13 protein-coding genes are annotated in these 12943 nt (G+C 60.9%); 6 read left to right on the top strand and 7 right to left on the bottom strand.

Features of this window, described 5'->3' with window-relative positions; translation table 11 throughout:
* Positions 1 to 15 precede the first annotated feature (15 nt).
* The 4 genes from AC0QKW_RS09030 to AC0QKW_RS09015 are packed head-to-tail and all read right to left on the bottom strand — an operon-like array spanning position 16 to position 4746.
* Positions 16 to 1410: an efflux RND transporter periplasmic adaptor subunit gene (locus AC0QKW_RS09030; RefSeq protein ID WP_473150733.1), complete on the bottom strand. Its 1395-nt coding sequence runs from the start codon at positions 1408 to 1410 to the stop codon at positions 16 to 18.
* Positions 1411 to 1436: 26 nt separating this feature from the next.
* Positions 1437 to 1592 (bottom strand): hypothetical protein, encoded by a 156-nt coding sequence (locus tag AC0QKW_RS09025; protein WP_473150732.1) that lies wholly within the window; start codon positions 1590 to 1592, stop codon positions 1437 to 1439.
* Positions 1593 to 1612: 20 nt separating this feature from the next.
* Positions 1613 to 3982 (bottom strand): ABC transporter permease, encoded by a 2370-nt coding sequence (locus AC0QKW_RS09020; RefSeq protein WP_473150731.1) that lies wholly within the window; start codon positions 3980 to 3982, stop codon positions 1613 to 1615.
* A gap of 8 nt (positions 3983 to 3990) precedes the next feature.
* The gene (locus AC0QKW_RS09015; protein ID WP_473150730.1) at positions 3991 to 4746 is read right to left on the bottom strand and encodes an ABC transporter ATP-binding protein; all 756 of its coding nucleotides are present in this window, start codon (positions 4744 to 4746) and stop codon (positions 3991 to 3993) included.
* Positions 4747 to 4891: 145 nt separating this feature from the next.
* On the opposite strand from AC0QKW_RS09015, the gene AC0QKW_RS09010 reads away from it, so the two are divergent.
* From AC0QKW_RS09010 to AC0QKW_RS08990, 5 genes are all read left to right on the top strand, one after another.
* Entirely contained in the window at positions 4892 to 5431 is a 540-nt protein-coding gene (locus tag AC0QKW_RS09010; RefSeq protein ID WP_473150729.1) for a superoxide dismutase family protein, read from the top strand.
* A 214-nt stretch (positions 5432 to 5645) separates the two neighbouring features.
* The gene (locus AC0QKW_RS09005) at positions 5646 to 6989 is read left to right on the top strand and encodes a mechanosensitive ion channel family protein (protein WP_473150728.1); all 1344 of its coding nucleotides are present in this window, start codon (positions 5646 to 5648) and stop codon (positions 6987 to 6989) included.
* Between the two features lie 48 nt (positions 6990 to 7037).
* Complete coding sequence (locus AC0QKW_RS09000; protein WP_473150727.1) at positions 7038 to 8564, top strand: hydroxysqualene dehydroxylase; 1527 nt, start codon at positions 7038 to 7040, stop codon at positions 8562 to 8564.
* A 63-nt stretch (positions 8565 to 8627) separates the two neighbouring features.
* The gene (gene ispF, locus AC0QKW_RS08995) at positions 8628 to 9110 is read left to right on the top strand and encodes a 2-C-methyl-D-erythritol 2,4-cyclodiphosphate synthase (RefSeq protein WP_473150726.1); all 483 of its coding nucleotides are present in this window, start codon (positions 8628 to 8630) and stop codon (positions 9108 to 9110) included.
* A 385-nt stretch (positions 9111 to 9495) separates the two neighbouring features.
* Positions 9496 to 9879 carry a phospholipid-binding protein gene (locus tag AC0QKW_RS08990; RefSeq protein WP_473150725.1) on the top strand — a complete coding sequence of 128 codons (384 nt, stop codon included), beginning with the start codon at positions 9496 to 9498 and terminating at the stop codon, positions 9877 to 9879.
* Positions 9880 to 10018: 139 nt separating this feature from the next.
* On the opposite strand, the gene AC0QKW_RS08985 is transcribed toward AC0QKW_RS08990, so the two are convergent.
* The 3 genes from AC0QKW_RS08985 to AC0QKW_RS08975 all read right to left on the bottom strand — a co-directional run bounded on the left by AC0QKW_RS08985 (position 10019) and on the right by AC0QKW_RS08975 (position 11234).
* Entirely contained in the window at positions 10019 to 10345 is a 327-nt protein-coding gene (locus tag AC0QKW_RS08985; RefSeq protein ID WP_473150724.1) for a DUF2973 domain-containing protein, read from the bottom strand.
* Positions 10346 to 10447: 102 nt separating this feature from the next.
* Positions 10448 to 10714, bottom strand: coding sequence for a TIGR02450 family Trp-rich protein (locus AC0QKW_RS08980; RefSeq protein ID WP_473150723.1), 267 nt, complete (start codon positions 10712 to 10714; stop codon positions 10448 to 10450).
* A gap of 37 nt (positions 10715 to 10751) precedes the next feature.
* The gene (locus AC0QKW_RS08975) at positions 10752 to 11234 is read right to left on the bottom strand and encodes a hypothetical protein (protein WP_473150722.1); all 483 of its coding nucleotides are present in this window, start codon (positions 11232 to 11234) and stop codon (positions 10752 to 10754) included.
* A 145-nt stretch (positions 11235 to 11379) separates the two neighbouring features.
* Between AC0QKW_RS08975 and pheS the strand changes: the two genes are divergently transcribed.
* Positions 11380 to 12894, top strand: coding sequence for a phenylalanine--tRNA ligase subunit alpha (pheS, locus tag AC0QKW_RS08970; RefSeq protein WP_473150721.1), 1515 nt, complete (start codon positions 11380 to 11382; stop codon positions 12892 to 12894).
* The last annotated feature ends 49 nt before the right edge of the window (positions 12895 to 12943 follow it).

Raw genomic sequence — 12943 nt, 5'->3', positions numbered from 1 at the left:
GGTTAGAAGGTGAGTCTAACGCCCCCTAATTCTGACATTGGCTTCGATCTGGTCGCCGGGGTAGAGAATCACCTGCTCCCCTTCGGCTAGCCCCGACTCAACGACGGCGGCAAAGTCGCTGCGGGGGCCGATCGCCACCTGCCGCCGCTGGGCGCGGCCTGCCTCATTCACAAAGGCGCACCAGTCGGTGTCGCAGCGAAACAGGGCGCTGATCGGCACCGTCAGCACGTCTTCCCCTTCCCACACCACAATCTCGGCATCGACGCGAAAGCCATCGCCCAGGGGCACGGCGGGGTCGGTGAAATCGGCGATCACATTCACTCGCTGCTCATCGACCCCCAGGGCAGACACTTCAGTAAAGGCTGACGGCTCTACCTGGCGCACGATCGCCTGCAAATTCTCGTCGCCGCCCCAGCGGTCGAGCTGCACCGCATCTCCTGGCGACACCCGCACCGCATCGGTGGAGAGAATGTCGATCACCAGCTCTAGGCCATTGGGATCGCCCAGGGTGATCAGAGGTGTACCCGCCGACACAAACCGGGCGCTGGGTTCGAGCACTTCAAGCACGCGCCCGGCGGCGGGGGCAGTGATGGTGGTACGGCGGGCATCGTCGGTGAGGTTGGCCAGTTCGGCATCGATGGCGGCTAGCTCCGCCTGATAGACATCCACCAGGTAGTCGGGGTCTTGCTGCTCGGCGGTGAGCACCGCCAGATTGGCTTGGGCTGCTTGCACGTCGGCCTGGGCCACAGAGACCTGCTGGCGGGCGGTTTCTAGCTCCTGTTGGCGCTGGGTAACGGCCAGTTCCATGGCTTCGAGCTGCTGGCGGGCGATGGCTCCCTGACTATGGAGGGTGGCCATGCGATCGCGATCCCTCTGGGCCTGCACCAACGCCGCCTCCGCCTCCGTCACCTGGGCCTGGGCCTGAGTCACCTGGGCCTGGGCGGCGCGAATGCGGGTTTCGGCCTGGTTCAGAGCCTCGGGTTTGGGGCGCTGGGTATCGACCCCGGCGATCTGGGCCTGCACTGCTCGGCGGCGGGCCTGGGTAGCCTCGACCTGACTGCTCAGCGGTAGCGGATCGATGCGGGCGACGATCGCCCCAGCGGTCACCGTATCTCCAGGGTCTAGGTCAATGCGCTGAAGTTCGCCATCGACGGAGGAGGCGATTATGTAGCGATCGCGCACCCGCGTTTGGCCCTCTGCCCCCACCGTCACCTGCAATGCCCCTCGCTCTACCGGGGCCAGATCGACTGCGATCGGCTGGGGGCGCACAGCGTAGGCGATCAGCCCCACCAGGCCCAGCCCGCCGATGCCGTAGAGCCATCGCCGTCGCCATTGTCGTTTGGGCGGTGGGGCCGGGGCAGCGCCATTGCCTGATATTCGTTGGTCGCTGGTGGGTTCTGTGCTGGTCATGGATCTACCTTTTTGATGCGTTTGATTCAAAAGCCGTAGGGTGTATTCGCGGCTAAATCCCCATTGAGCAACTCTCCAATTCCCTTGACCAGCCGCAATGCACCACCGGGGAAGCGGGGATAGCGGTGCGTTGCGGTGGAGCGGTGCATTGCTGCGCGAATGCACCCTACGGATCCCCCCATCTCCCCAATCTCCCACGTCCCTACTCCCTCGTCTTCAGCACGGCGATTAAATCTAAACCCCGCAGCTGACGGGCGATCAGCAACCCTGACGCGATCGCCGCCAGGGCCGTCACCCCCGCTGCGAACAAAAAGCTGGCGGGCTGAATGATGAAGGGCACCCGAAACAGCTCGGTATTCTGAGCTGGGGAATGGTTTAGCACCCAGGACAGGCCGTAGCCCAGTGCCCACCCCACCGGAATCGCCGCCAGGGTCAGCACCCCCTGTTCGCCCAGCAGAATAAAGGCGATCTCTCGCTGGGTGAAGCCGATGATGCGTAGGGTAGCTAGCTCGCGGCTGCGCTCGGAGAGGGCGATGCGGGCGGCGTTGTAGATCACCCCCACGGCAATGATGCAGGCGAACAGCAAAATGGTGCTGTTCATCATGCCGGAGCTGGCGGCAATGGTGTCTTCAAATTGGCCCAGGGCAGTTTCTCTCTGAGCCATACTGGCCACCGCTGGAATTTGCTTGATCTGCGCATATAGAGCTGACATCTGCAACGGATCCACCGTCAGGTAAGCACCGGAAAAGGTGGGGCCTTCCTGCATCAGCGTATTCAGGGCGGTGACATCCATATACATGGCCAGGCCCACCAGCTCATCCACCAGCCCCACCAGGGGAACCGAGAGCACCGGGCGCGCCCCTTCGAGCACTTCGACGGTGAGGCGATCGCCCACCCGGGCCTGCAAAATCTCCGCCAGTTTGGTGGTCAGCACCAGTCCGTCGGCGGGTAGGGGCACAGTCTGCCCATCGCTGTCGATCAGCCGTCGCAGGGTGCTGGGGGAAGTAAGGCCCACGATGCCCCCGAGGCGCGATCGCTGCTCAAACCGCAGCCGCACCGGCACGCCGCGAAAGGGCTCGACCCGCAGCACCCCCGGCAGCTGGGCCAGGTCGTACTGCACCCGCCCCGGCAGCGGCTCAATAAAGGTGAGGGTGACATCTTCCCGCTGCACTGTGCGAAACTGCACCTCGATAATCGCATCGATGCCGTCGCTGAAGTAGCGGCCCACCACCAGCATCGCCACCGCCAGACCAATGCCCAGCACCGCCATGGCCGCCTGGGCCGGTCGCCGCTCCACATTGCGCAGAATGATGCGCCCGGCGGGAGAGAGCAACCGCTGCAATCCCAACTGCTCGATTAGCGTCGGCTTAAAGCTGGCCGGGGGCTCAGGGCGCATGGCCTCAGCGGGGGGCAGGCTCACCGCACCGCCCACAGCTTTAAAGGCTCCGGTGGCGGCGGCGATCGCACTCACCGCCACCGCCCCCAGCATTAGCCCCAGCCCCGCCCGATACTCCACCGCCGGCAACTGGTAAAACCGCGTGTAGAACTGAGTGAAGTTGGCCCCCCACCAGCGCCCCACCCCAATACCCAGCACCGACCCCAGCCCCACCACCACCGCCACCAGCTTAAAAAAGTGCAGCCCCACCGCCCAGTTGCCGTAGCCAAAGGCCTTGAGCACTGCAATCTGATCGCGCTGGGTGCTGACCAGCCGGGCCAGCACCAGATTCACCAAAAACGCCGCAATGCCCAAAAAAATCAGTGGCAAAATCAGCGCCATCACCTGCAATCCGGCCAGGTCGTCAGACAAAAATCGGTGCGAGAGCTGGTTGTCACGCCCGTAGGCCCCCAAGCCGCCGTAGCGCTCCAAAATCTGGTCGAGGCGAAAGATCACCGCCTGCTCATTGGCCCCCGGTGTCAGGGTCAGGGCCACATCGTTAAAGGCTCCATCCAGGTCAAAGGCCGTGGCCAGGGCCTCGCGCCCCATCCAAAACACCCCAAAGCGACGGTTGTCGGGCAGTAGCTCGGTGCCGCTAATTTCGTAGATGTACTCCGGCGAGAGCGCCGTGCCCACAATTCGCAGCGGCTGCCAGCGACCGTTGATCACCGCGCTGATGGTGTCGCCCAGCGCTAGATTGTTCGCTTGCACAAAGGCCACGCTGGCAATCACCTCATCGGCCCGCCCCGGCTGAATGTAGCGCCCCGATCGCAGCACCAGATCGTTCAGCATCGGCTGCCGCTGCTCAGGAATTGAGATCAGCCGCCCGCTGGCGGGATCCTCCAGCCCCGGCACGTCTAGAGTTACTGTGGCCACCACCCGCGCCTGCCCCTGGCCCACCCCTGGAATCTCTAGAATCTGCTCCATCACCCCGTTGGGGGCACGCTTGAGCTGTACAAACACATCGGCAAAGCGGTATTGGCTGTAGTAGCGCTCCTGCGACAGCAGCAGCGACTGGTAGGTGCTCACCATGGTCACCAGGCTGGCAATGCCGCAGGCTACAATCACCACGATCGCAATCACCTGGCCCCGCAGGCCTTTCAGATCGCGAAATAGCTTTAGATCGAGGGTTTGCATCGGCCTGCCTACCACTCCAGTTCGTCGGGGGAGGCGCGGCGGGCGTTGACTTCAATGGTGTGAATTTGGCCGTCGCGCATGGTAATGACGCGATCGCCCATCGCCCCAATGCCCGCGTTGTGGGTGATCACCACCACCGTCGTGCCCAGCTCCTGGTTGACCTGGGCCAGCACCTCTAGCACCCGCTTGCCGGTGCTAAAGTCGAGTGCTCCGGTGGGTTCGTCGCAGAAGAGTACTTCGGGCCGTTTGGCGATCGCCCGCGCGATCGCCACCCGCTGCTGCTGCCCCCCCGACAGCTGGGAGGGAAAGTGATCGAGGCGATCGCCCAGTCCTACCATCTCCAGCGCTGTCTCCGGGGTCATCGGTCGGGGGGCGATATCCGTCACCAGGGCCACGTTTTCCTTCGCCGTCAGGCTGGGGATCAGGTTGTAAAACTGAAAGATAAAGCCAATGGACTGGCGGCGAAAGCGGGTGAGGGTGCGATCGCCCCCCGCCGTCAGGTTTTGGCCCTTAAAAAACACCTCACCGCTGGTGGGTACATCCAGCCCGCCCAAAATATTTAGCAGGGTCGACTTGCCGCTGCCCGACGGCCCCAGCAGCACCACAAACTCCCCCTCGTAGAGGTCTAGATCGACCGATCGCAGCGCCCGCACCTGCACCTCGCCCATGGTGTAGGTCTTGGTCAGGTGCCGGGCCGAGAAGATGATCGGCGTCTCGGCAGGGCGCGGCTGGGTAGGTAAATTGGGGCTGGGCTGACGGGGCATGGCAAGGCCAACATTGCGTCTTCCGTACCCAGCCTAATCAATGGCGATCGCCGCTTTGCAGAACCTCAACGTTTCTTTAGGCCCATCTGAGCCCCTGGGGCGATCGCGACTATGATCTAGTCGCAGACCCTACGAGATTGCCCCCATGTCAGCCTTGCTCAACTCACTCCAGCGTTTTGGTCTGGCCCTTTGCCTGATCGGCCTGGCCCTGGTGGCCTGTCCTACCGCTGCCTTTGCCCTCAGTACCCAGGCCGACTTGATCGACAACAGCGGCAACCCGATCGGCACTGTGCAGATCGAGCAAGGGCATAAGGGGGTTTTGGTGACGATTCAGGCCAAAGACCTGCCCCCCGGCTACCACGGCATGCACTTCCACGCCGTGGGCGACTGCTCAGATCTCGCCGCCTTCAAGTCGGCGGGCGGGCATGTCAACCCTTTTGATACGCCCCATGGCTTCCGCAACCCTGGCGGCCCCCACGAGGGCAACTTGCCCAACCTGGTAGTCGCGCCCAATGGCACGGTAGAAGTCGAGCTATACAGCGATTTGGTGGCCCTGGATGCGGGAGCCGCCAAGCTGCTAGATGACGATGGCACGGCGCTGATCATCCACACCGACAAAGACGATCACTATTCTCAGCCCATTGGGGGTTCTGGCGGGCGCATTGCCTGTGCGGTGATTGAGTAGAGCACTGGGATGGTGGTGTCAAACCCACAAAACCCCAATTCAAAATCGATACCTTGTAGGGGCATTACAGCGTGTCAGGCCCTGTAATGTTGTGCTCTCATAAGCGACATAAGGTTATGCAAATCGGGGGACACAGATAGGATTTGGTTATGACTGGTTAAACCAGGGGGAGGTCAGTATTTTTCAGCGGATTTGGCGACCATGGGCGGGCGGGATGGTTCTCGTTCTCATCCTGATTGCGCCGGGTGCCAGGCTTCAGGCTCAAGACGAGGCTAGCCCCGAAGAACTTTCCCCAGCACCGGCGTTGCCTGCTCCTACAGAAGCCTTACCTCAACCGACCGAAGCCGGGGTGTTTTTTGCCGATGTGCTGGTGCGGGGGCAGCCGGTGTTTCAGGTGGGCAGCTTGACGGGGCTGAGTGCCCGCGATCGCGCGGCCATCATCAACCGCCGCATTGGCGGGCTGCTGAGCCAGGCTCAAGCACTGGATGCCGTCACCGTGCAGGTGGACGAAGACCGCCAGATTGCCCTTCTGACGGTGAATAACCGGGTGCTGATGACCGTCACCCAGCAGGATGCCACCGATTTTGGCCTGAGTGTTGAAGACCTGGCCCAGCAGTGGGCCGACCGGCTCAACCGGGTGCTGGCCCAGCCCAACTTAGCCATTGACGTACTGCAACGGCTAGACGGCACGGCGCGTCAGCTCGTAGACGACACGATTGTGCTGCTGCCGTCGCTGGTGGGGGCGATCGTGCTGGTGGGCCTGACCTGGATGGTGGCCCTGGGGGTGCGGCGGGTAGGGCTGCTGTGGGCCGAGCAAACCGAGGGCGATCGCAGCACCGAAATTTTGATTGGGCGGCTGTGCTACGGCGGCGTTTGGGTGATCGGCAGCATTGTGGCTCTGGGGGTTTTGGGCCTCGACTTTGCCACCCTGCTCGGCACCCTGGGGCTGACCAGCGTGGCCATCGGCTTTAGCCTCAAAGACGTGCTCAGCAACTACATATCTGGGGTGATTTTGCTGGCGGCGCGCCCCTTTCGCATCAGCGACCAGGTGGTGATTGGCACTTACGAGGGCACCGTCGTGCAGATTCAGCTGCGGGCCACCACCATGCGCACCTACGACGGGCGGCTGGTCTATATCCCCAACCAAAAGGTGTTTCAGAGCAGCATTGTCAACAATACCGAATCTCCGGTGCGGCGCAGCAATGTGATCGTGGGCATCGACTACGAAGACAACATCACCGCCGCCCAGCAGGTGATTACCGAGGCCGTTACCCAGGTCGAGGGGGTCGAAAAAGACCCGCCGCCGCTGATTTTGGTCCATGAACTGGCGGCCAGCACCGTCAATCTGGAGGTGCTGTTTTGGGTCAACTCTCGCCGTCAGTCATTTTTACAGGTGACCTCAGCGGCCTCCCAGGCGATTAAAGAGGCGCTGCAAGCCGCCGGAATTGACATGCCCACCGAGATTTATACGCTGACCTTTCGCGATCGCACCATCGCCAACATCGCCCTGGCCAATGCCGAGGCGATCGCCGAGCAGCCACAGGCCGAGCCTGAGTAAGCCAAGTCCCTTACAGTAAAAGAGCAAGTCTAGGCGACGGAGCTAACCATGGCAACAGAACAGACAGAGCGAAAGCAGGTTGTTGTCGTGGGCGCAGGCTGGGCCGGGTTGGGCTCTGCCTATCACCTGGCCCGCCAGGGCTACGCCGTCACGCTGCTAGAGGCAGGTGCTTACCCCGGCGGCCTGGTGGCGGGCTGGCAAACCCCCCAGGGTCGCGCCGTTGAGGCGGGCATTCACGGGTTTTGGTACCCTTACCGCAATATCTTTGCGCTGACAGATCACCTCGGCATTCAGCCCTTTACCGAATGGACCAGGTCGGCCCAGTATTCGCCCCAGGGGCTAGAGGTCGAGTCGCCGCTGTTTCAGGCTCAGCCCTACCTGCCCACGCCCCTGGGCACTTTTCTCTATACCGATTTCAAACGCCTGCCGCTGATCGACCGGCTCTCGGCCCTGCCCCTGCTGCAAGCGCTGATCGACTTCGACAACTCCGACGAAGCCTGGCAAAAGTACGATCGCATCACCGCCCGCGAACTTTTTCGCCAGTACGGAGTTTCCTCCCGGCTCTACCACGAATCCTTTGAGCCGATGCTGCTGGTGGGGCTGTTTGCCCCCGGTGAACAGTGCTCGGCGGCGGCGGCGCTGGGGATGCTCTACTACTTCATTCTCGCCCACCAGCCCGACTTTGATGTGCGCTGGTGCCGGGGCACCGTGGGGGCGCAGATCTTTCGGCCCTGGACGGAGGCGATCGAGCGGGCGGGGGGCAAGATTCTCGCCAACCACCGGGTGTCGGATGTGCGGGTGGAGAACAACCGGGTGACGGCGGTGGTTTGTAGTAGTGCCGGGGGCGACGAGGTGTTTGAGGCCGATGCGGTGGTGTTTGCCGTGGGCATCAGCGGGCTAAAGAAAATTGTGGAGCAGTCGGCCCAGCTCAGAGAACGTCAGGAATTTCGCGATATTCGCAATCTGGGAGCTGTGGACGTGCTGGCTACGCGGTTGTGGTGCGATCGCAAAGTCAATATTCCCCTGCCCTCCAACGCCTGCTTTGGTTTTCACCCCACCACCGGCTGGACGTTCTTTGACCTCAACGCACTCCACGACGAGTACCGCGACGAACCGGGCACCGTAGTCGAGGCCGACTACTACCACGCCAACCAGCTCCTGGCGCTAGACGACGACCAGGTGCTCAGGCAGGTACAGCAAGATTTGGCCGGGTGCATTCCCGCCTTTGGCGAGGCCAAGATCATCGATCACGCTGTGGTGCGTATTCCCCAGGGGGTGACGCACTTTGCCCCCGGCAGCTACCGCTACCTGCTGCCCGGCACCACCAGCTTCGACAATCTCTTCATGGCGGGCGACTGGATTGTCACCCGCCATGGCTCGTGGTCGCAGGAGAAGGCCTACGTGACGGGGCTAGAGGCGGCGAACCGAGTGATTGCGACCCTGGGACAGGGGCAACCGGCGGAGATTTTGCCGGTGATTCCCGATGAGCCGCATATTCAGGTGATGCGAATGGCAAACCGATGGGTCAGAGATGGCATGGCACAGTTACCTTGGCCCCGTTTCTGGCTACCGTAGAGACGTGGTTAATCATCAGGCCAGGAGACCAAACCCTGGCCGAAGCAGCGAAGGTGGAGCAGTATGGGCATCAGAATTGGCAACGGCTACGACATTCATCGGCTGGTGGAGGGGCGATCGCTCATTCTAGGCGGCATTAACATTCCTCACCATCTAGGGCTTGATGGGCACAGCGATGCCGACGTGCTCACCCACGCCATTATGGACGCCATGCTGGGGGCACTGAGCCTGGGTGACATTGGGCTGTACTTTCCGCCCGGCGACCCCGAGTGGGCCGGGGCCGACAGCCTCAAACTGCTAACCCAGGTAAATGCTTTGGTGCAAGAGAAGGGGTGGCAGGTGAGCAACATTGACTCGGTAGTGGTGGCCGAGCAGCCCAAGCTCAAGCCCTACATCGAAGCCATGCGATCGCGGCTAGCCGATACCCTGGGGCTAGCCCCCGACCAAGTGGGGGTCAAAGCCACTACCAACGAAACCCTGGGGCCGGTGGGTCGCCAAGAGGGCATCGCCGTCTACGCCGTAGCGCTACTCACGCACACGCCATAACTTGTATCTTTGGTCACCATCACCCTGGGCTTCGCTGCCGTCAGCCTTGAGACTTTGGCAAGAAACGTTTTGGCGGGAACCTTTTGCCTCTAGCTGAGTCAGACTACTCGGTTGCGTGACTTTGCAAAAACTTTATGAACTGCCCCGTAGATAGCGATCGAATTTGCTTGACAACAGGCAAAGCGGTTGCAAAAGATACGTAGTTACACCGAGAAACCTGTATAATCCTTCATAATATCTTCAAGTTTTCGCAAGGCAGACGGAGAACCTGTACTGCCTTTCACCTAGTACTGTGTTGGGTCTTTACTGGTTTGACTGTGGACGCATCGCAGGATTTGACCTGTGGGTGCTGGCTTTTTTCCAAGGGTTAAGGGGTACAGCTCAAATGGCTAAAATCGGGCAATCATTGGTGGCGGCAGGCCACACTGTTCAAGGGGTTTGCTATGCCAAGCCCGATTATCTAAGCCAGGTCAGTGCCAGTCTTTCTTCGATTCCGCCGGAGCGGGTTGGCCTAGATGGCGAGTACGACTACTACGGGCTAGCTAAGCGCATCCAGAGCAGCTTCTACGGTGCCTTGGGGCGATCGGCCGTAGCGCAGATCTCAGTGCGACAGCGGGGTGCGGCAGTAGTTTTGAGCGGCAGCATCAACACGCTGACCATGCTCGATCAGCTAGTCGAGCTTGCCCTTCAGGCAGAGGGCACCAGCTACGTAGAGGTGCAGGGCGTTGAGGTCAGAATCTTAACCGAGCTGAAAACTAGGGTTGCCTAGTCCCCAGATCAGCCGTTGGGGCAGATTAATTCTTAGCGAAGGCTCTTTAGCAGGCAGTGAGGCAGCAGATCACAGGCAGGTATAAAAACTATCCAACTAAAAACTTGCTAGCCTGCTGGTTGAGATAGGCGAAAACCTGCTAATCGAGGTCGCCATCGTCGTCGTCGGTGCCATTGTAGAGGGCGTCAAGCTGCTCTCGGGCATCTTTTACTGAGATCGAACGCATCACCAACAGCGGCTCTCGAATGACTTGGCCGTCTTGGTCAAGCAGCTCAGGGTGGGGCACCGATCGCCCTGTCGATGACAAGGTAGAGCCGGTTTGGGTAGGGCGCTGCCCACTGCCATAGTTGGCGGGGCGTTGAGGGTTGCGAGCACTACCGCCCAGCACAATCAAGTTTCTAACCAGGTTCGCGATCGCCATAATGGCCAAAACCGCAAACGCAATGATGTAAACAATATGCCACATAGCTGCTGTCCTTTGGCCAACCTTGCTTGATACTGACTTTAACGCGTTTGCGGGCTTCCTGCCCTCTCGGTTGAGAAACTCACGCCTGCAAATATCTTTCCCCTAGTTTAACCAGTATTCTTCGTCTTCAACGTCGGGGATCAAGGTATTCAGGGGCTGCCAGCCAGGCTGCCAGAGCGCTCGATTTTTGAGCTGTTTGGCGTTGACCCACAGCCGCACCGTAGGGTCACAGGAGGCCACCAGCTCGGCAAACACCCAGCCCCCTTCTGCTTTGCGGTTGGCCACCTGAAAATGTCGCCAACCTTCGGTTTTTTGGTGGGCCGTCCATTTTGAGCCCAGCAGGTGGGGGTATTTTTGCTTGCGAGGCATGGGGTTGTAGGGGGGACGAGGGAGTTTGGCGTAATTTCTAGCGGATGCCGCTGGCGGTCAGGCGCTTCTTGATACCCCCCATGTGAATGACGCGGGTGCCGATCTGAGCCTGTTTGTGATCGATTAAAACGTAGACTCGGCCAGAGAGCAGCTGGCGCACAAAGGGGCGACGGTAGACCAAAATGCCGTCGAGGTTGGCGGCAGTATCTTCGGTATAGCCCATGTCGGACAGGGCCGCATCGAGCTCACGTTTGAATGTTTTGCGGCTGCTAAAAGGCACTGTCAGGGTGGCACTGCGATTGACCAGGGCACCGAGCACCCCACCAACGGTGCCCAGGACGGTGCCGTAGAGGTTAGGTAAGCCGGTATCTAGGCCGACGCCCAGGGTTTTGACCGCCAGCAGGGCCGTCACCACGGCAGTGCCCGAAAAGTAGTAGAGAAAGGTGAGACCAAACCCAGGGCCAGCGGGTAAAACTGGAGCAGGGGAGTCATCGGTGGCGGGGGTGGGTGCTGCGGCCATAGGGAATATCTTGGGGGTGATGACTGGGGTGGTTGCTGGAATGGTTGGAGAGATCGCTACCGGCTGGTGTCTATCTTTTCATCAATCCTCACCCTTGGGAATGGTGGAAGATTGGTAGGCTAGGAAAAATTTTTGGGGTTTGGCCATGCTCGACCTGCTTCAGCTCAACGGTAAACAGCGGCAGTTTGTAGAACTGTTGCAGCGCCAGCAGCGGGTAGATAGCCTGCGATCGCTCTGTGCCCAGGCCGGCTTTGACATCAACTTTATCAACGGCTTTTTGCGCAGTGGGGCGCTGGATGGCTATGTGCAGTGGCAGGAGCACCGCCAGCAAACCTGGGTGTTGACGGCCAAGGGAGAAAGCCTGGACGGAGTGCTGCCGGGGTTTGCCCTGGCAGACCGGCTGCTGCATGGGGTATGCGATCGCGCCACTCTCCAGACCGAGCTGGGCCCTGCCTTTAGCCTCAACTACGGGGCGCTGCGCCGGGAGCAGGCGGTGGATCTGGTCGATGGCGACGGCGAAGGGGAAGTCAAGGTATTGAAATCGTCGGTGCTGGGGGCCTACCGGCAGCGGCAGGCGGTGTTTGCGGCAATTCACGGCTCGACCGGTGGGGGCAGCGCGGCCAGCCAGACCCTCGATGACAGCGCCTCGTCTTCGCTGGAGTGGCTGCACCAGCAGGGCTATATTGCCAGCCAAGTTGAGTCAGACTACAGCCTGACGGTGCTGCCATCGCTCCAGGCGCTCGACTTGGGCGATGTGGTGACGGCGCTGAGCAGTGAGCTGATTCTCTCGGGTCAGTGGCGTCAGGTCGACTTCAAGCCCTACGACATTCACGCTGACGTGCCCGATGTGGCCTACGGGCGGCCCACCATTCTCACCCAGTGCATTCAGCGCATTCGCGATATTTTTCTCACCATGGGCTTTGACGAAATGTCGGGCTACCTGGTGGAGTCGGCCTTTTGGAACTTTGACGCCCTGTTTACCCCCCAAGACCACCCGGCCCGGGAGGTGCAGGATACCTTTTACCTGGCCCATCCCCAGACCCTGCCCCTGCCAAAAGACGCCGCCCTAGTGCAGCGGGTGAAGCAGGTGCATGAGGCTAGCTACGGCGGCCAGTGGACCGAGGCCGAGGCAAGTCGTGCCATTCTGCGGGCTCACACCACCACCTCTACTGCCCGCCGTCTGCACCAGCTCCAGGGGCAAGATGGCAAGTATTTCTCGATCGATCGCGTGTTTCGCAATGAGACTATCGATCGCACTCACCTGGCCGAGTTTCACCAGATCGAGGGGGTAGTGGTGGGAGAGCTGCTCAGCGTGCGCACCCTGATGGGCTACCTCACCTACTTCTACGAGCACCTGGGGTTCAAAGATCTCAAGTTTAAGCCCACCTACAACCCCTACACCGAGCCATCCCTAGAGGTGTTTGCCTACCATCTGCCCAGCGATCGCTACATCGAGGTGGGCAACTCGGGCCTGTTTCGCCAGGAGATGCTAGAGCCCCTGGGCTGTGGCGACAAATCTACCGTGGCCTGGGGGCTGGGCCTAGAGCGCATCGCCATGCTGCTCTACGGGGTCGAAAAGCTCTCGGATCTGATTGGCCCCGAAATTTGTTTAGAAACCGCAGCCCGGCGCTCCAACGACAACGAGGCCCCCGGCCCTTAGACTAGATAGGACAGCAGCGAGCCTTGCTGCGGCCCTATTTTCCCTTGCT

The organism is Pseudanabaena sp. PCC 9330 (assembly GCF_055795045.1).
This window is presented reverse-complemented; position numbering and strand designations above follow the sequence as displayed.